Annotated in this window: 18 protein-coding genes; 11 read left to right on the forward strand and 7 right to left on the reverse strand. The window is 37.8% G+C overall.

Annotated elements, in window-relative coordinates; all coding sequences use genetic code 11:
- Positions 1-5 precede the first annotated feature (5 nt).
- Complete coding sequence (locus H6G73_RS03245) at positions 6-671, forward strand: hypothetical protein (protein ID WP_190601502.1); 666 nt, start codon at positions 6-8, stop codon at positions 669-671.
- A gap of 189 nt (positions 672-860) precedes the next feature.
- On the forward strand, positions 861-2,702 hold the full coding sequence (locus H6G73_RS03250) for a peptidoglycan D,D-transpeptidase FtsI family protein (RefSeq protein WP_190601503.1): 1,842 nt from the start codon (positions 861-863) through the stop codon (positions 2,700-2,702).
- On the opposite strand, the gene H6G73_RS03255 is transcribed toward H6G73_RS03250, so the two are convergent.
- A complete protein-coding gene (locus tag H6G73_RS03255) occupies positions 2,696-3,799 on the reverse strand; it encodes a glutamate--cysteine ligase (RefSeq protein WP_190601504.1) in 1,104 nt (367 codons plus the stop codon). The two genes, H6G73_RS03250 and H6G73_RS03255, sit on opposite strands and share 7 nt — an antisense overlap.
- Positions 3,800-3,991: 192 nt before the next feature.
- Here H6G73_RS03255 and H6G73_RS03260 point away from each other — a divergent pair, with 192 nt between their 5' ends.
- Positions 3,992-4,666 (forward strand): Mo-dependent nitrogenase C-terminal domain-containing protein, encoded by a 675-nt coding sequence (locus tag H6G73_RS03260; RefSeq protein ID WP_190601505.1) that lies wholly within the window; start codon positions 3,992-3,994, stop codon positions 4,664-4,666.
- 68 nt (positions 4,667-4,734) lie between these two features.
- A complete protein-coding gene (gene obgE / locus H6G73_RS03265; RefSeq protein WP_190601506.1) occupies positions 4,735-5,760 on the forward strand; it encodes a GTPase ObgE in 1,026 nt (341 codons plus the stop codon).
- 76 nt (positions 5,761-5,836) lie between these two features.
- Here the strand turns inward: obgE and psbA are convergent, their stop codons facing one another.
- On the reverse strand, positions 5,837-6,919 hold the full coding sequence (psbA, locus tag H6G73_RS03270) for a photosystem II q(b) protein (RefSeq protein WP_190601507.1): 1,083 nt from the start codon (positions 6,917-6,919) through the stop codon (positions 5,837-5,839).
- 258 nt (positions 6,920-7,177) lie between these two features.
- A complete protein-coding gene (locus H6G73_RS03275; protein ID WP_190601508.1) occupies positions 7,178-7,534 on the reverse strand; it encodes a hypothetical protein in 357 nt (118 codons plus the stop codon).
- A gap of 95 nt (positions 7,535-7,629) precedes the next feature.
- Between H6G73_RS03275 and H6G73_RS03280 the strand changes: the two genes are divergently transcribed.
- A complete protein-coding gene (locus tag H6G73_RS03280; RefSeq protein WP_190601509.1) occupies positions 7,630-7,782 on the forward strand; it encodes a hypothetical protein in 153 nt (50 codons plus the stop codon).
- 82 nt (positions 7,783-7,864) lie between these two features.
- Here H6G73_RS03280 and H6G73_RS03285 read toward each other — a convergent pair whose 3' ends face one another.
- Positions 7,865-8,173, reverse strand: coding sequence for a HetP family heterocyst commitment protein (locus tag H6G73_RS03285; RefSeq protein WP_190601510.1), 309 nt, complete (start codon positions 8,171-8,173; stop codon positions 7,865-7,867).
- 835 nt (positions 8,174-9,008) lie between these two features.
- On the opposite strand from H6G73_RS03285, the gene H6G73_RS03290 reads away from it, so the two are divergent.
- The gene (locus H6G73_RS03290; RefSeq protein WP_190601511.1) at positions 9,009-10,490 is read left to right on the forward strand and encodes a VanZ family protein; all 1,482 of its coding nucleotides are present in this window, start codon (positions 9,009-9,011) and stop codon (positions 10,488-10,490) included.
- Between the two features lie 10 nt (positions 10,491-10,500).
- Here the strand turns inward: H6G73_RS03290 and H6G73_RS03295 are convergent, their stop codons facing one another.
- Positions 10,501-11,322 carry a hypothetical protein gene (locus tag H6G73_RS03295; RefSeq protein ID WP_190601512.1) on the reverse strand — a complete coding sequence of 274 codons (822 nt, stop codon included), beginning with the start codon at positions 11,320-11,322 and terminating at the stop codon, positions 10,501-10,503.
- Positions 11,323-11,737: 415 nt separating this feature from the next.
- On the opposite strand from H6G73_RS03295, the gene H6G73_RS03300 reads away from it, so the two are divergent.
- Entirely contained in the window at positions 11,738-12,658 is a 921-nt protein-coding gene (locus H6G73_RS03300) for an SPL family radical SAM protein (protein WP_190601513.1), read from the forward strand.
- Entirely contained in the window at positions 12,651-13,952 is a 1,302-nt protein-coding gene (locus tag H6G73_RS03305; protein WP_190601514.1) for a photosystem II assembly protein, read from the forward strand. Before H6G73_RS03300 ends, H6G73_RS03305 begins: the two co-directional genes overlap by 8 nt.
- Positions 13,953-14,002: 50 nt before the next feature.
- On the opposite strand, the gene H6G73_RS03310 is transcribed toward H6G73_RS03305, so the two are convergent.
- Positions 14,003-14,161: a YqaE/Pmp3 family membrane protein gene (locus H6G73_RS03310; RefSeq protein ID WP_190601515.1), complete on the reverse strand. Its 159-nt coding sequence runs from the start codon at positions 14,159-14,161 to the stop codon at positions 14,003-14,005.
- Between the two features lie 176 nt (positions 14,162-14,337).
- Positions 14,338-14,682 carry a translation initiation factor gene (locus tag H6G73_RS03315; protein ID WP_190601516.1) on the reverse strand — a complete coding sequence of 115 codons (345 nt, stop codon included), beginning with the start codon at positions 14,680-14,682 and terminating at the stop codon, positions 14,338-14,340.
- Positions 14,683-14,816: 134 nt separating this feature from the next.
- Between H6G73_RS03315 and trpB the strand changes: the two genes are divergently transcribed.
- The 3 genes from trpB (at position 14,817) to H6G73_RS03330 (ending at position 17,851) form a co-directional block, all read left to right on the forward strand.
- Positions 14,817-16,055, forward strand: a complete 1,239-nt coding sequence (trpB, locus tag H6G73_RS03320; protein WP_190601571.1) for a tryptophan synthase subunit beta — start codon at positions 14,817-14,819, stop codon at positions 16,053-16,055.
- A 397-nt stretch (positions 16,056-16,452) separates the two neighbouring features.
- Positions 16,453-16,983 carry a CAP domain-containing protein gene (locus tag H6G73_RS03325; protein ID WP_190601517.1) on the forward strand — a complete coding sequence of 177 codons (531 nt, stop codon included), beginning with the start codon at positions 16,453-16,455 and terminating at the stop codon, positions 16,981-16,983.
- 319 nt (positions 16,984-17,302) lie between these two features.
- Positions 17,303-17,851 carry a CAP domain-containing protein gene (locus H6G73_RS03330; RefSeq protein WP_190601518.1) on the forward strand — a complete coding sequence of 183 codons (549 nt, stop codon included), beginning with the start codon at positions 17,303-17,305 and terminating at the stop codon, positions 17,849-17,851.
- Positions 17,852-17,859: the final 8 nt, after the last annotated feature.

Below are 17,859 nucleotides of genomic sequence, written 5' to 3' on the forward strand. Positions count from 1 at the left end.
AAATTATGACTGCTGCCCGCAAATCAGCTGTTGCTCCTAAAACTCCTTGGTTACAACCAGAGACTAATCTCTCGCCGCGTCAACGACGTTCGGCAAATCGTCGAGCCAGCAATCGGACTGCCCCTATTCCTAGTTCATCGACTTCATCCCCAAGAAAAAAACAGCGTGGCGATATTCCCCGTCCATCCATTACTGCTATTCATCCAGGTGCTCCAGTCAGACCCATCAGCAACCTTCATCAACAACCGGCAAATGTAAATAACTCTCAATCCAGTGGAAATTTACCTATGATGCCAACTCCCGGTGCAGAACCTGTATGGTTATTACGTCTATACGCGATGAATCGTTATTCCTCGATTGCTGCATTTCTGTTTGTGTCTGCCACACTGGTAGTCTATGGTTTCAGCGTATATTCTCAAGCCCTGTGGAGCCAAGCCTACCAGAGACTACAAAACCTGCACCGCAATGAACGTCAGTTAATTACAACCAACGCTACACTCAAAAGCAAAATGGCTGAGGAAGCAGAAAAGCCAACTGCCGGGCTGGTTTTTCCCACTCCTGAAAGAACTATTTTCTTACCAGAAGCTTCTCAGAAAACCACGAACCCAGCGGCAACGAACACCACCAATGTACCAGTTCAACTCCAAACTCCATCACCACTAGGATATTAAACTCGGAATTTGACCTCTTTGGTACTCCCAATCAACTAAGGTAGTAATGAAGTAACAAAAGTTGATTTCATTTTAGGTGGTAGTAGTAATGCCAGTAGGCTGTCATTGGTAAATAAGGGCGGCTTTCATCCTTGAGCCGATCAAAATACACTAGATATGATGCAGCCCGCCCAAATAAGGACGATCCCAATGCATAAGTCACCCAGCAGAATTAAGTTTCAAAATTTACGCAAATTAAAATTCAAAAAACATCAAAAATTATCCCAAATAGCAGAATCAGAACATCAGCACCGGAAAATTACCGGGGAAGTCGCTAATATTAAAAATCGATTATTAACCGTCTGGGCAATATTTATTTTTGCTGGCTTAGGATTGGGCTTCAAGTTATATCAATTACAAATTATTAGCGGGACTAAACTGGCAGAAAGGGCACGAAATCAACAAATGGTGAATATTCGTCCCTTTATGCCACGCCGTCCTATTGTAGATCGCAATAAAAATGTCTTAGCTATTGACCGCCCAGTTTATAGTTTATATGTCCATCCCAAATTATTTAATCAATCTCCAGAAGAAATAGCCGAACTAATCGCTCCGATTATGGATCGGAATGTGGCGGATTTAGTCCGAATATTTAACAGCAAAAGAAGCGGAATTTTACTGACATCGTCTTTACCAGAAGAAATATATAGCCGTTTGATATCTTTACGTTTAAATGGGCTAGAGTTTATTCAAAAATATTCACGATTTTATCCGCAAAACGATTTAGCGGCTGATGTCTTGGGATATGTGAATCTTGACCGTCGCGGCCAAGCTGGAGTGGAATATAGCCAAGAAAAGTTGCTGGAGAGGGCTGGACAAACAGTACGCCTCAGCCGGGCTGGTAATGGGGCCTTGATGCCAGATCATGCTCCCCAAGGATTTTTACATTCTGATGATTTACAACTGCAATTGACCCTTGATCATCGATTACAAAGGGCTGCCCGTACTGCCTTGAAGGAACAAGTGGAGAAGTACAAAGCCCATCGTGGTGGGGTGATTGTCATGGATGCCACTGATGGGTCGCTATTGGCACTGGTGTCTCAACCCAGTTACAACCCCAATGAATACTCGAAGGCGGATTTATCTTTGTTCAAAAACTGGTTAGTGGCAGATTTGTATGAACCAGGATCAACATTTAAGCCATTGAATATAGCGATCGCTCTAGAAAACGGTGTAATCCAACCTGATGATGTTTTTGATGATCCCGGAACTATCAAAGTTGCTGACCGCATTATTAAAAATGCTGAGAGGAATTCCTTTCGACAAATGAATATTGCCCAAATTCTCCAGCAATCCAGTAACGTTGGTATGGTACAAATTATCCAACGTTTAAAAAATCCCATTTACTACAACTGGTTGGAACGTTTGGGACTAGGACAAAAGGTTGATACAGATTTGCCCTTTGAAGTCAGTGGTCGGCTCAAAAGCCAAGAAGAATTCACCTCCTCACCCATTGAACCTGCAACTACCTCCTTTGGACAAGGCTTTTCACTTACACCCCTTCAACTAGTACAAATGCACGGTGCTTTAGCCAATGGTGGTAAATTAGTCACACCCCATGTGATTCGAGGACTGGTGGATGGCAATGGCCAAATGCACTATGTACCTCAGCTACCAACCCCACGCCAAATTTTTTCTTCTACCACTGCTCAAAAAGTTGTAGAAATGATGGAAACTGTAGTGGATGAAGGTACTGGTAAAGCTTCGCAAATTCCTGGCTATCGCATTGCTGGGAAAACTGGTACAGCCCAAAAAGCTAGCCCCAATGGTGGATATATTAAAGGTGCAAGAATCACCAGTTTTGTGGCTATTTTACCCGTAGAATCTCCCCGCTATGTAGTATTAGCAATAGTTGATGAACCCCAAGGGGCAAATGCCTATGGTGGTACTGTAGCTGCACCAATTGTCAAATCTGTCATTGAGGCTTTAATCAAGGTTGAACAAATTCCTCCAGGGAAAGCAATACAACCAATTCCTAATCCTAATCAATAACCGTCATAAGTTTGTCTCAAACTTGTTTCAATGGAGCCAGAGCTTTGAAAATTCTCTATTAGTTCATGGGATTTGGTTTTTCTGTTAGATAATATTGTTTTTAATACTTGTAAATAACTAATATCTGTATCATTCCCTAAAGCTGCTTCTGCTGCCGCTAAAATTTGACTACCATGAACAAAAATATCTGGATTACTAAAGCCAGATATCGCAGAAATTTGATGTAAATTGGCATCGGGAACAATAGCTCTACCAGGTAAAGTTTTATCTATTGCTAAACCTTTTAATAAGGCTAATAACCCTGCATAAATTGAAAAGTTATCACAACTATCACAAGATTTAAATTCAATTCTTCCTACTTCAGCAGGAATGCGTGCAACTTTAGTTAAGGCAGGTGTACTGTGAATTAATTGTGATTTTTCTGGTACAAATACAAGGGTTGCTGGTCTTTTACCTGTTCTCATAAATGTACGTACTGATAAACCATGCCATAATTTCCCATCATAAAAGGGAGAACTATAAGTAAACGGTACAATGTAGGGACTATAATACGTAAACTTTTTACCAATATCAATGGCTTCTTCAATTGGTAAATCTGTGAGGGAAATATTTAAATCTGGTCCATAGCTCACCATATAAATATTGGCGGTTTGTTCATCAGGATAAGCTAGTAATTGACTGCGCTCATAGTCATTTAATGGTGGTTGGGGTTCAAAATTTTTAGTATAAGGATTAAAACTAATTAGTACCGGATAAAACCCAAAATCTTTGGCTATTTTATGTAATAGGTGAAAACTGGCGGTGAGTTCAGTAATTGCTCCTTGAATATTGGGATGGATAGTAGTTCTAATTTCTATGCCTTTGCCTAAACAGTCCGTGACCGTTTCCGAATCGGCAAATCTTTCAAATCCTTCTATATACCAACGTTTCTTTTTAATACCTGCATCACCAACTCGCAACTGGGGATAATCACTTGCATAGGTAGGTAATAAGTCTACAATTTGCTGAAAATCTGCAAATTTAGTACAAGAAAAATCTGCAAATTTCCCTTCTTTATTCAGAAAGGCAACTTCATGTTCTATGCCAAAACGAAACATATATAAATATAAAAAATTACCAAATTTACTTTAATAGATAATGGGTCACTGGTCACGGGAATAATAATGATATTTGATTAATCACCAATTACCGATAAATCTTCTTGACTAGTTAGTTAACTAGACGACACACAGCACAGCTAGATTGAAGGTAGCTTAGGATGGATGAGAAAACTAGAAGGTGGAAAGCTAATGACAAAGACGACTGCCCAATCTCCCTATAGTAGCGAACAAGTAACTGTGTGGTTGCGCGGGTTACTAACCATTGCTTGGGCTGATGGTAACTTTGATGACCAAGAACAACAATTAATTACTCACTTAACCAAGGAAGAATTAGCGCCTTGTTTACAATGGGATAGTTTGGAGGTAATTCAACCAGAGGAGTTAAGGACGGTTTTAGGCACAGGAACAGCAATAGGAGAAAACTTTTTGCGAACTGCTTTTATGGTAGCGATCGCTGATGGCATCTATTCTCCCAGTGAAGACACTGTTCTGCAACAATTCTGCCAAGCTTTAGGGCTGAAAACAGAATTTATCGAAGCCTTACGTCATACCCTAGAAGACAACAATACAAGCCAATCCTCTATTCTGCTAGCCACCGCACCCCACCCCGATGCACTCCAACCCCTCCGTCACTGGTTAGATGGTTTAGAAATTCAAGATCCCAGAGTGGCGCGATTTTTGTGTAAAATGATTCCTTCCCAATGTCCTTTTGAAAGGGATGTCACTTTATTTGGACACAAAATAGTACACATCCCGCCATTATGCAAAATCAACCCTTTATATGAGCAACTTGTAGGTTTACGCTTCCGCGCTCTTTCCTATCTCGCAGACGAATGCGGTGAAGATGTTTCACCATATATTTAAGTTCAGTTGTCAGTAGTCAATTGTGAGTGGCAACTGACAAATGATCACTAACAACAATTCATTCAATTATGCAATTTATTGATCAAGCAGTCATCGAAGTTGAAGCAGGTAAAGGTGGCGATGGCATTGTCGCCTTTCGTCGAGAAAAATATGTTCCCGCCGGTGGACCCTCTGGGGGTAATGGTGGTCGCGGCGGTTCTGTGATTTTCCAAGCTGTGGAGAACCTGCAAACCTTACTAGATTTTCGATATAACCATCTATTTAAAGCAGAAAATGGGGGACGTGGTGGCCCCAATAATCGCACAGGTGCATCAGGTAAAGATTTAATTATTGAAGTTCCCTGCGGTACAGTTATTTATGACCTGGAAACAGAAAGTATTTTGGGTGATTTAACAGCATCTGGTCAAACCTTAAAGGTGGCTGAAGGTGGTAAAGGTGGACTGGGGAATCAACATTTTTTAAGCAACCGTAACCGCGCTCCAGAATACGCCCTGCCCGGTTTAGAAGGTGAAAAAAAGCATTTACGTCTAGAGTTAAAACTATTAGCAGAAGTAGGAATCATTGGGTTACCTAACGCTGGTAAATCTACCTTAATTTCTTCATTATCTGCGGCTCGACCAAAAATCGCTGACTATCCCTTTACAACTTTAATTCCCAACTTAGGTGTAGTAAGAAAGCCCACCGGCGATGGTACAGTATTTGCGGATATTCCTGGACTCATTGAAGGTGCGTCCCAAGGAGCAGGATTGGGTCATGATTTCCTGCGTCATATTGAGCGCACCAGGGTACTATTACATCTCATTGATGCCACCAGTGAAGATATTATTGGTGATTTCAATACTATTCAACAGGAATTGCAGGCTTATGGCAGAGGTTTAGCAGCAAGACCCCAAATTATCGCCCTCAATAAAATTGATGCAGTGGATCGGGAAACTGTTGATTTAGATGCTTTAGCTTTGCAGTTAAATCATCTTTCCTTGGCTCCGGTTTTTTTAGTTTCCGCCGTTGCTCGCACTGGTCTAGATCCAATGTTACAGGAAATTTGGCGGATTATTGACGAACTCAACCCCAGTGAAAACTTAGAGTTTGTCTAGAATTAACAAGGAGAAAAAAAGCACCCATTCCAGGGTGCAAGTTAGGTAAAATGAACAGTAGGAATGTTGACAAAAACTAGCTCAGGATAGTGGGAGCGGCAAGAGCAACTGGTTGGGCTTCACCAGTAGCTAAGTCTAGAGGGAAGTTATGAGCGTTGCGCTCGTGCATCACCTCAATGCCTAAATTAGCTCTATTAAGTACATCAGCCCAGGTGTTAATTGTCCGCCCTTGGCTATCCAAAATTGAGCTATTGAAGTTAAATCCATTTAAATTAAAAGCCATTGTGCTGATACCCAGTGCGGAAAACCAGATGCCCACTACAGGCCAAGCTGCTAAAAAGAAGTGCAGGGAGCGAGAATTATTGAAACTGGCATACTGGAAAATTAAGCGCCCAAAATAACCATGGGCAGCAACAATATTATAGGTTTCTTCGTTTTGACCGAATTTGTAACCTGCATTGAGAGATTCGATTTCCGAAGTTTCTTTGACTAAACTAGAGGTCACTAAGGAGCCGTGCATTGCTGCAAATAAAGAGCCTCCAAACACTCCCGCTACACCAAGCATATGAAATGGGTGCATGAGAACGTTGTGTTCAGGGGAAAACACAATCATAAAGTTGAAAGTTCCAGAAATGCCCAGCATCATCCCGTCAGAAAAACTACCTTGGCCTATGGGATAGATTAACAATACTGCTGTGGCAGCTGCTACAGGTGCAGAAAAGGCAACAGCAATCCAAGGACGCATTCCCAAACGATAGCTTAACTCCCACTGGCGACCCATATAAGCGTAGATGGCAATTAAGAAATGGAATACGACCATTTGATAGGGGCCACCATTGTAAAGCCACTCATCTAAAGACGCAGCTTCCCAAATTGAGTAAAAGTGTAAGCCAATAGCGGCAGAAGTGGGGACAACAGTAGCAGTGATAATGTTGTTACCATAGAGAATGGAACCTGTGACAGGCTCTCTAATGCCATCAATGTCTACTGGTGGAGCCGCTAAAAAGGCCAAAATAAAGACGATTGTACTGACTAAAGCAGTAGGAATTAACAATACTCCAAACCAGCCGATATACATTCTGTTTTGTGTGCTGGTAATCCAATTGCAGAAATTATCCCAAAAGCTAGTGCTACTGGGCTGCCTCAATGTAGTTGCCATGTTAAATGATTTGTAGTAGTTAGATTGCAGACAAACAAATTTACTTGTTAATTAACTATATAACTAATTGGCCATATTATTGTCAATGCAGGTGGCAAAAATTTTCTTGGGCTGCTGTAATTATTTGCTAGCTAGTTTGGAGGTTGGCAGTTTTTACCGCCATTGAAGGTCTGATTGAAGCGTTTATTAGAAGGCTGGTGCGTTAGCCTCTGGCATAACACACCCTCATGATGAAAAAAAATTATTGTCTCGTCTTCCTTAGTACACCAAAGGTGTAACACCACGCATTTGACGAAGAGAGTTTATACAAGCGGGGCAATCACAACCAAATAGATCGATCGCCATATCGCTCTCTTCAACGTTAAACTCCAGCATTGGTACATCTCCGGGTGTAGGAAGATTTTCCTGTTGAGGTTGATAGGTAGGAATTTGAGCAAGTACAGAAGCTCTAGCGCAAACCAAACCGACTTTATGTTTATTACGGATACAAGTGAGTTGATCGCTATTTTTGCTTGTTGGTTCTATCCCTTGGGCTTGATTTACCATTACTCCCATGGTCAGAATGGAACTAATCAGCACTGGAGAAGCAAGAAGGTTGAGTATAAATTTGTTCATTAGATCACTCTTAAAGAAGATGAGATAGCCAACGATCTAGGATAGCTTTTTCTCCTGCAAGTGAACATATAAAACGCCGATTTAATGATTGATAGATGGTGAGTCCAAGCAACAAGATTGAGATTGCCTATCAAGATAACTTATGCCAACTATCAGCAATTGCCGTGAGAGGTTTTATCCATAGTGATTTTAGGACTAACATGGTTGTTAATCAGTTAATCAACAAAGTTGTGGGTACAGGTACATAACTTGTTCTCTCATGGAAAATCAGTTATGCACCCGTTAGGTATTAAGGGGACTATACCTTCTAGTTATTGTAGGTATTTCACCTTATTGATAATTGCGTACTTTGGAGATAAAACTTAAATGATGATGGGGATGAACAGAAGTTTGATTTTGGGCTTGTGTCTTCTGTGGTGCTGGTGGTGATGTGGTGACAACTCGACTGTTATCTTTAATTAAACGGCTGTAGGTACGTTGCGGGATATAATGAATAGGATTGTATCCAATAAAACGCAAAATTAGTACACAAGCCCAGGAATATTTACCATCAGCAATGGCTTCAATGATTTGATTGAACTGTTCAGGAGTGATACCTGATTGGGAATTGTTGTGAGAAGAAGACAGTTGGTAAGTCATGTCTAACCCTGATGTTCACGTTACTAGAGGCTGTAAATTGATCCCTCTGCGTCAAAATTGAGAAGGATCAAGTATGAAGTGGTTAATTGAAGGCGATCGCTGTTTACAGTAGATACATTACAGCCTGGTCAAAAGATGCACTTAAAATTAGTAGATGTTGGTAAACAGCAAATTTTTTAATTGGATTTGTCTCTGATTTACATGAAGTCGTTATCAAGCACCCAGCAATGAAACAGCCCGCTATATTGATAGGCTGGAGATTAGGAAACTATATATTCATGCAAATTCGTGGACAATCTACAGTAATTGCACTGAAAAACTGACTTTTTGATGAACAAATTGAGAACACACATCAGTATATATTCAGCAGAATACTATTTTTTGAATGTCTATTTAGCCAATTTGGCATTTTTTTAAATAAAAGATTAATTATTAAAGAAACTTTTTTATTTTAAAAAGTAAACTGCAAATCTCTGCACTCAGCAAGTTGACATAAAAAAATTTCAAAAATATAATCACCGATATTTTTAATCTATATTTTGAGGGGTCTCACCCCTCAACCATCCTGATTATACTTGCTTATCAAGAAAATTGCACTGAAAGTCACTGGGGATTATTGAATAAATTAGCACTACAGTGAATCTGTTTTAATAACCCATGATTGCTGAAGCGATATAAATCCTCTTTATTAAAAACTTTAAGGAAAAGTAAGGATTTTTTATTGTTTCTACACCTAATTAATATAAAAAGGATTTATTAATATTAGCCATAATTGGCTATTAACAAAATATAGCTGACTTTTTATTCACAAAATATCCCTAGAAAATCAATTAGTATGAACCTGCAAAATATCAGCAAATACAAATACAGAATTCTACTCTTTTTGAGTGCATTATTTATTGTTTTAGCTACTACTTATCCCTTTGATTTTTCTTTTCCAGACCATCTTTCCCCCCGCAGGATTATTGCTAGTTTTGATAATGCTAGTTCTTTTAATGACATGGTGAACAATATAATATTGTTTATGCCTTTAGGGTTTAGCATTACTGCTCTGATTCACCAGGGTCGGGTAAAATATTTTAGTCAATTGTTATCAGTGGTTCTCTTGAGTGCAGGCTTATCATCAACGGTAGAAATCCTGCAAGTTTTCTTACCTACTAGAACACCAACTCCAGCAGATATTGTTAATAATACTATCGGCGGCATTGTGGGTTTTATTTGTTTTTATATCTGGAATAAGCAAAGCTTTAATTATCTGGTTTATCGGTTAGAAAATAGTAAAATTTCTCGTTCTCCTCAACAAATTTTATTCGTTTTAGTTGGATATATATTTTTAGCATTTATCATGTCCAGTTACTGGCAATTTGCCACTAGTCTCAATAACTGGAATTTACATTATCCATTGGTACTAGGTAATGAAGCGACAGGAATTAGACCTTGGAATGGTAGTATATCACAAGTTCATATTGCCGATCAGGCTATCTCTACACAGGAAGTTGGAAAATTATTATCACATTCCCAAAAAATAGATATTCAGACTAATAATTGGATTGCTTCTTATGAATTCAGTGGTGGTAAAAATTATCAAGATAGGCGCAATAATTTGTCAGAATTATTATGGCAAGGTCACACACCGATAATTAAATCACCAGATTCTATTTCTTTAAATAATCGCCAGTGGTTAAAAACAAAAACTCCTGCTACATTAGTAAATACAAAGTTGCGTAATAGTTCAGAATTTACAATTTTTACTACTGTTGCTACTGGTAATACCTTACAAATTGGCCCAGCACGAATTATTTCCATTTCTCGTGGTTATTTACGTCGAAATTTTACATTGGGTCAGTTTAAAAACAGTTTAGAAATACGATTAAGAACACCTCTTTTGGGAGAAAACGGGGCTAATTTAAGATTAAGTATACCGAAAGTTTTTACTGACAAGCGTCCACATAAAATTGTCATCACCTATCAACGTGCTCAATTTAAAGTATATATAGATAATTTAAACAAATCCTATTCCTTAAATTTACTCAATTTAATTCCTCCTAACCAAAAACTATTTTACTATGGACTCATATATATTACTATGGGTATGTGTTTAAGTATCCTGACTACTCTTGTTAAAAACAGATTAATTATTTATCGATTAATATTTGTGATTGGAGCATTATTACCGCCAGTCATTATGGAGAGTATACTTGTTATTTATCATCATAAATCTTGTAAAATTTCAGATATATTTCTGGGTCTATTTTTAATAACAATCACTACGTTATGGATGAGACTTCGGGCAAAAATGATGGTTAAACTGTATTAAAGCGTTTTTGTCACTTATTTGCTGTCAATAAAGTTTTTATCTCCTGCAATATATGATTTTGTTCCTGTCTAATAGTTTCTAGTCTATTTAATAGAGATAGCAATTTTTCATTATGATCTGAGTTGGGATTATCGCTTTGCAAATCACTTTGATTCGCCTGGATTAATACTGATTTATTTAATAATTTCTTAGTTAAAATATCCCAACTTAAATAAAACAGGGAATAGATGAACTTAATAGGAGTTTTGAGTGTAAACAACAAACCTTGTTCAAGTATACGACTAAATAATTGAAACAGCTTCCATACAATAAATAACCCTATAAATACTATTAATAAACTAGTAATTGGATGATTAATAGCCCAATTTAGTAATTTTATCAACCAAAATATAGTTGGATGATTATTAATCCAATTAGTTATCACATCTACTTGATGATTAATAATATTATTGATAGGCTTTTCAATTACTTGGGAAGCGCTGTTACTTAAATTGACTGCTTGTTCTAAGGTATCTTGTAGGTAAGTTTGAGTTTTTCCTAATGTTTCGCGTACATAAGTTTCTGCTGGTTTGGCAGTGCTAGTAACGCTATTCATGGCTGTTACAGTTGTATCAGTAACTTGAGTTACTACGTGATTTAATGTTTGATGCCAAGGGTTGTTAACTTTTTCCTGAGTTGCAGTCAAATTGCTGAGAGATTGATTCGTTAATTCTGCAAGTGAGTTCATCATTTGCTCACTAGGTTTTTGAAACAAGTTTTTTGTATTTTGCCAACTTTGGGAAACTGTTTCACTGACCATAGCTAAATTGTTACTACTGACTATGTGAGGCATAATTTTCTCAACCAGTATTTTGTTAGCCGTAAAATCTAATTTATTTATACATCAATGAATTATCAAGGTAGTAAATACGTATTTTTATTATCTATAATCTCAATAAAGTTAATTATTATCATATTCATCACGCCTATGTGTATTTATTTGCGATTTGACAAAAATATCAATTTTCTGTAGAATATTGTAGCTATTCACAATGAAGTGAAGCAAATTAGCGATCGCGTCAGTTTAAGTAAATATACTATCGTTAAAGTATAAAAAATATATTTAACTAGATTTATAAATACAAATGTAGATTTACATGGATTGTCAAAATAGACTTTTCTATCAACAGTTCCAGCAGTGAGATATTTTTCAGTTTATAACAATAACCTTTTATTCTGATGAATGTGCAATTTTCATTTCATTAAATATGTCAAAAGCACAGTATGAAGGTTATACAGATCAAGCCGCAACCAAACTGGTTAGGGAAAAGTTTGGTGATACAAATGTTTATGCTCAAAATGCTAAATCAATACTGACCAAAGCTAGCGGTTTTATTGCTGCCTATGATTTTACTATTAATCCTTATCGAGGCTGTCAATACGGTTGCAGTTATTGTTATGCTGCCGCTTTCAGCCCTAATAATAAAATGCGTCATGATTGGGGTAAATGGGTAATTTTTAAAGAAAATTCTGCGGATATTTTAGAAAAAGAACTAGAAAATTGGTATCGCAAAAATCCTCATCTTTCTCCCAAGATTTACATGAGTAGTGTGACAGACCCTTATCAACCTTTGGAATCTAAACTGCAATTAACTCGCAGATTATTGGAAGTGATGTTGCCATATCGTCCTGTTTTAGTAATTCAAACGCGCAGTCCGATTATTACTAGAGATATTGATTATTTACAAAGATTCCAGCACCTACGGATTAATATGAGTATTCCCTCAGGCAGTGAGGTTGTACGCAAAGATTTTGAACCTCGTTCTCCTAGTATTAAAGCTAGGTTTAATGCTATCTACAAAATTAAACATAGTATTGATAGTTTAAAAGGATTTGTGCCAAAACTTTCAGTGACCATTACACCATTACTACCTACATTACCAACAGATGAATCAGACTTTATTCAAAAATTGGCTATTGCCGATAGAGTAGTAATTCAAGATTTTCATCCTAGTGATCAGCGTTCGTTGGTAGCTTCAACTCGTCAAGAAGCAAAGGAAATTAAAAATAAATACGCTTGGTGGTATGACTCCAAACATTTTGGATATCTCCAATTCAAAGAAAAGTTGGTTTCTCAACTACCAGGAATAGAAATAAAAGAAGGAAAAGCAGGATTTACTTATGAGTAATATTTTCGTTAAGTGGTGGCTGCATCAACAGTTTAAATCTGCCTTAAATAGTGGAAATACAAGGAAAGCTATTCAATTATTGAAACAGATTCAATCTGCTGGATTCAAGTTATCCTATCTAGAACAATTGTTTAAGGATAAACTAAAACTAGAACGTACAGCGATAGAACATCAGCGAGAAATCATCAATTTAAGAAAACAGGTGACGGAGGTATCACAGCGGGGAAGCAATCTATTATTAAACCCAGCACCAGATTTCCTCCAATATATATATACAACTTTTAATTTAGTTGATCATGATGATTATAAAATCCAAGTAACTGGGATAGATGCAGAAATATTTGATGATTTGGAACAACAATTAGTTGAATATATAGAAACTGAGTTTAAAAAATATTCTGAAACACAACTGAGAATCAAAATAGAAGATGCTATGGAGGATCTGCATCGTTTGAAAGTGGGACAAGATCCAGATTATGGATTTAGTCTGACTCCTCATATTTATTTCATGAAATATTTTTTAGAAAATGTATATTGTTTATCTTTAGCTTGGTTTTTAATTTACCAACAGGGATTAATATCTACTCAACTGAAAATTTTGGATATTGGAGCAGGCCCAGGTACAGCAGCTTATGGCTTGGCTTTATTTCTCCAAAGTTGTAGTAACTTAATGGCAATTTCTCCAATGCACATCTCTTACTATTCCCTAGAAAAGCAAGAAAGTTTCCAGTATCGAGGATTGCAATTTTGGCGCAGATATATAGAATCTCAAATGAGTGATATGAATGCTTATTTTCGGTTTGTAACTGCCGATATTTTTACACTGAATATAAAATCTAGCCAACTTCCCAAAAACTTCTTTGATTTTATCATTGTCTCTCACTGCTTTTTTAATGATTTAGAGAAGAGTCAACAAGCCAATCATATTTACAAGCAAATATTTACACAATGTCTAAATGACCAAGGATATGTTTTACTAATTGTACAAGATAAGAAATTATTCAAAATTTGTGATGCTGAACCAAAAGAAGATAAAAGCCAAGAGAAAAATCTGGTGGAGAACTTTTTGAAAAATTTAGGACTGGAGTTAGTATGGTATAAATATTTAACATCAACTGGCTTGAGAAATATATTATCTAGCGGCGATTTTGCTAAATTTGCCCAAGAAAAATTACCAAAACAATCAAAAATGAGTCCAATACTTCAAAAATATACTGTTCAGAAGTATCAGACTCATTATGCTTTAGATGATTATGTAATTCTAGCTAAAAGATTAAGTGCTGTAAGTTCATAAGGGGGAGATAGACCAATCTTCAACCTATCTCCATAGTTCCTAATAAGTGACTATTTTTTAGCAATTATCCACACCGCATGAACAATACCAGGGATATAACCTAAAAATGTCAAAAGTAAGTTAATCCAAAAATCCTTGCCAAGACCCACCTGTAAAAATACTCCTAGAGGTGGTAGAAAAATCGCAACTAAAATCCTCACTAAGTCCATAGGTAACCTCCAGTCAATGATTGAAAAAAAATCTGTACAAATCAAAATCACAGATTTTAATTATGCTCCACTAACAACACTGATCGCAGCGATGATTCCTGAAATATTACGGTAAACCGTACTCTGAGGAAGTTGGTGATTTTTAAATAAAGCTTAATTTTGCTGGAAATAGGAGATTAACCGCCACTAATTTTGGCCTTGTAACCTAGCTTCAGCAAAATCTCTAAAATCTTTTGTTTATGGTCGCCTTGAATTTCAATTTCGTTATCTTTAACTGTGCCACCTGTGCCACATTGGGTTTTTAATTGTTTGACTAAAGCGGTTAAAGTTTCCGGCTTAGTTTGAAAACCAGTGATAACAGTAACGGTTTTCCCTTTCCGTCCCGCACGAGTAGCTTGGACTCTGACGTTTTGTTGTTGGGGTGGTAAGTCAGGGGTAGGGCGTTCAAAAGCAGCAGCGTTATCATTACCAAATTCTTGATAGACAACACGTTTGTCAGATTGAGAATGGGAATTAGGCATAAAACTTATATGGATGAGAATTTTCGTGAATTGGGGTCAGGAACTTCCTGATAGTTTTCTGGTGATGGCTGGGATTAGGCATCCTAGAAGTTCTAGAATTAAAATTGACTCTGTTCTTTGATTTTAGCCAATCTGTGACTACTACTCCCCTATCCCCAAATTCTCAATTAGCAACTTCTGTTCCTGACCATCTGGGCCGTTTCGGACGCTTTGGTGGTAAGTACGTTCCAGAAACATTAATGCCAGCTTTAGCTGAACTAGAATCAGCTTATCAGCAATATCGCCATGACTCTAATTTTCAAGCAGAATTAGGAGAGTTGTTGCGTGATTATGTTGGACGTGCAACACCGTTATATTTTGCGGAAAGACTGACTGCTCATTATGCCCGTCCTGATGGCACAGGTCCACAAATTTATTTAAAACGTGAAGATTTAAATCATACTGGCGCACATAAAATTAATAACGCTTTGGGACAAGTTTTGTTAGCCAAGCGCATGGGTAAAAAGCGCATTATCGCCGAAACTGGTGCGGGACAACATGGGGTAGCTACGGCTACAGTCTGCGCGCGGTTTGGACTGGAATGTGTGATTTATATGGGTGTTCACGATATGGAACGCCAAGCCTTAAATGTGTTTAGAATGCGCTTGATGGGGGCAGAAGTGCGTCCTGTGGAGGCTGGTACTGGAACTCTCAAAGATGCTACCTCTGAGGCTATTCGGGACTGGGTAACGAATGTGGAAACCACCCATTACATTCTTGGTTCCGTGGCTGGGCCCCATCCTTATCCGATGATAGTCCGTGATTTCCATCAGGTCATTGGTCAAGAAACCAGGTCTCAAGCAATGGAAAAATGGGGTGGTTTACCAGATATTCTCATGGCTTGTGTGGGTGGTGGTTCCAATGCGATGGGTCTATTTTATGAGTTCGTGAATGAGCCATCTGTGCGATTAATTGGTGTGGAAGCTGCTGGGGAAGGTGTAAATACTAGTAAACATGCGGCTACTTTGACTAAAGGTCAAGTAGGTGTTTTGCATGGAGCGATGAGCTATTTATTGCAGGATAATGATGGTCAAGTCATTGAAGCCCACTCTATTAGTGCTGGTTTAGATTATCCTGGTGTGGGGCCAGAACACAGCTACTTGAAAGATATCGGTCGAGCAGAATATTACAGTATCACCGATGCTGAGGCATTAGACGCGTTCCAACGTTTATCTAAGCTTGAGGGTATTATACCTGCTTTGGAAACTTCCCATGCGATCGCCTATTTGGAATATCTCTGTCCTCAACTTAGCGGTAGTCCAAAAATTGTGATTAACTGTTCTGGACGGGGTGATAAAGATGTACAAACAGTTGCTAAATCTTTGAAGTTCTAAGAATTCACAGTTATAGCAGGTGACAGGCAATAGGTGACAGTGCTAAAAGCCTGTAGATATCTCAGTTTTAGCTGTAGTTAATGTCCTAACTGCTTTGTTTACGGCTATAAATATATTCCTTCGTGCTGAGTTGCATTATAACACTCAGCTTTTTTTGTAGAATGGCAACCAACCATAGCTTTTGTATTCTCTTGTAGATATAACAGGTGACAGGGAACAGGTTACAGGTAAGCCAGCGCGGTCTTGGGGGTTTCCCCCATGAGCGACTGGCGCACCCCTTCGGGGTTACAGTGCTAAACGCCTTTATCAGTAACAGTTTTAGTTGTAGTTAATATCCTAACTGCCTTGTATACAGCTATAAAAAAACGCAAATAGTCATAAGGGTGGAAACGCAATCATGATCAAAAATACTATTTCCGGAATTTTTGTCACAACCTTGGTAATTGCTAGTGGAACGAATGCTGTGTCCGCACCTATTAATACTTATCCACAATTATCTTCATCCATGAGTGTCAAAAGTAACCAACTGGCACAATCAACAAACACAGCTAATATAGAAGCTGCGGTATTTCAGCAAATTAATGCCTATCGAGCCTCTAAGAATTTACCATTGCTGACCCGCAATTCTCAGATAGATCAACAAGCGAGAATTCATAGTCAAAATATGGCCTCTGGCAAAGTCGCATTTAGCCATGATGGATTTCCACAACGATTGCAAGCTATAGGTATTCCTTACAGTAGCGCTGCGGAAAATGTCGCTTATAATCAAGGCTTTAGTGACCCAGCAACCCAAGCTGTTAAAGGGTGGTTGAAAAGTCCTGGACATTTAGGAAATATCCAAGGTAATTACAGCCTTACTGGGATTGGGGTAGCGGCTAATAATAAAGGAGAAGTATACTTTACCCAAATTTTTCTACGGAGTCGATAACTACTCAATTTGTTAATTGTAAAAAAATTTAGTATTCACGAGATACATCTATCAGTGGATACTATTTTTTGCTGGAATTATTATTTAATAATGTAGTATCAATAACATTAAATTTAGCATCTACCAAGAGATACTATTTGGTCAGAAACAACATACCCAAGATAGATGAAGTGATAGCCAGAATATTTGCTAGTAAGATATAACTGCTCTCAACAGGCAACCGTACACTTCATGATTACTTAATAGTATCCTGGTACATATTCTGGGGATCAGAAGATAGGGTATATGTCTGAAAACTCCATAAACTCCCTCATTATTTATGTTACGACAAACTGCTTTTGGCATTGCTTTAAGTACGCTTGTCCTGGCTAGTGGATTCATGACTGCTTCTACTCCAGGTAATAGTTCTACAAACAAAACATCTAAAAATCAGCAGTCATTTGGCATCTTCACCCAAGCGGTAGCATCTAATGTTACTTTTGAGACTACTAGCCTAGAAAAATCAGTTTTTGAGCAAATAAATCAATATCGTGCAGTCCATGGACTGCCAAAATTAACTTTAAATGCTAATATTTCCCACCAAGCGAGAATTCACAGTCAAAATATGGCCAATGGAAAAGTTCCTTTTAGCCATAATGGATTTGAAATGCGCGTTAAAGCCATTCCCTTGAAATATAATAGTGCTGCCGAGAATGTAGCTTTTAACTTGGGATATAGTAATCCAGCACAACAAGCGGTGATTGGTTGGATTAACAGCCCTGGACATCTAAAGAATTTGAAAGGACGTTATAATCTCACAGGCGTAGGAGTAGCTGCCAACAGTAAGGGTGAAGTCTATTTAACACAAATATTCTTAAACACGAGATAGATACTGTG

Origin of the sequence: Richelia sinica FACHB-800, assembly GCF_014698825.1 — a bacterium.
Classification (GTDB): Bacteria; Cyanobacteriota; Cyanobacteriia; order Cyanobacteriales; family Nostocaceae; genus FACHB-800.

Excerpts from the sequence above, each read along its gene's own strand:
- H6G73_RS03245 (WP_190601502.1), top strand. The coding sequence starts at position 6 with ATGACTGCTGCCCGCAAATCAGCTGTTGCTCCTAAAACTCCTTGGTTA.
- H6G73_RS03250 (WP_190601503.1), top strand. The coding sequence starts at position 861 with ATGCATAAGTCACCCAGCAGAATTAAGTTTCAAAATTTACGCAAATTA.
- H6G73_RS03255 (WP_190601504.1), bottom strand. The coding sequence starts at position 3,799 with ATGTTTCGTTTTGGCATAGAACATGAAGTTGCCTTTCTGAATAAAGAA.
- H6G73_RS03260 (WP_190601505.1), top strand. The coding sequence starts at position 3,992 with ATGACAAAGACGACTGCCCAATCTCCCTATAGTAGCGAACAAGTAACT.
- obgE (WP_190601506.1), top strand. The coding sequence starts at position 4,735 with ATGCAATTTATTGATCAAGCAGTCATCGAAGTTGAAGCAGGTAAAGGT.
- psbA (WP_190601507.1), bottom strand. The coding sequence starts at position 6,919 with ATGGCAACTACATTGAGGCAGCCCAGTAGCACTAGCTTTTGGGATAAT.
- H6G73_RS03275 (WP_190601508.1), bottom strand. The coding sequence starts at position 7,534 with ATGAACAAATTTATACTCAACCTTCTTGCTTCTCCAGTGCTGATTAGT.
- H6G73_RS03280 (WP_190601509.1), top strand. The coding sequence starts at position 7,630 with ATGGTGAGTCCAAGCAACAAGATTGAGATTGCCTATCAAGATAACTTA.
- H6G73_RS03285 (WP_190601510.1), bottom strand. The coding sequence starts at position 8,173 with ATGACTTACCAACTGTCTTCTTCTCACAACAATTCCCAATCAGGTATC.
- H6G73_RS03290 (WP_190601511.1), top strand. The coding sequence starts at position 9,009 with ATGAACCTGCAAAATATCAGCAAATACAAATACAGAATTCTACTCTTT.
- H6G73_RS03295 (WP_190601512.1), bottom strand. The coding sequence starts at position 11,322 with ATGCCTCACATAGTCAGTAGTAACAATTTAGCTATGGTCAGTGAAACA.
- H6G73_RS03300 (WP_190601513.1), top strand. The coding sequence starts at position 11,738 with ATGTCAAAAGCACAGTATGAAGGTTATACAGATCAAGCCGCAACCAAA.
- H6G73_RS03305 (WP_190601514.1), top strand. The coding sequence starts at position 12,651 with ATGAGTAATATTTTCGTTAAGTGGTGGCTGCATCAACAGTTTAAATCT.
- H6G73_RS03310 (WP_190601515.1), bottom strand. The coding sequence starts at position 14,161 with ATGGACTTAGTGAGGATTTTAGTTGCGATTTTTCTACCACCTCTAGGA.
- H6G73_RS03315 (WP_190601516.1), bottom strand. The coding sequence starts at position 14,682 with ATGCCTAATTCCCATTCTCAATCTGACAAACGTGTTGTCTATCAAGAA.
- H6G73_RS03325 (WP_190601517.1), top strand. The coding sequence starts at position 16,453 with ATGATCAAAAATACTATTTCCGGAATTTTTGTCACAACCTTGGTAATT.
- H6G73_RS03330 (WP_190601518.1), top strand. The coding sequence starts at position 17,303 with ATGTTACGACAAACTGCTTTTGGCATTGCTTTAAGTACGCTTGTCCTG.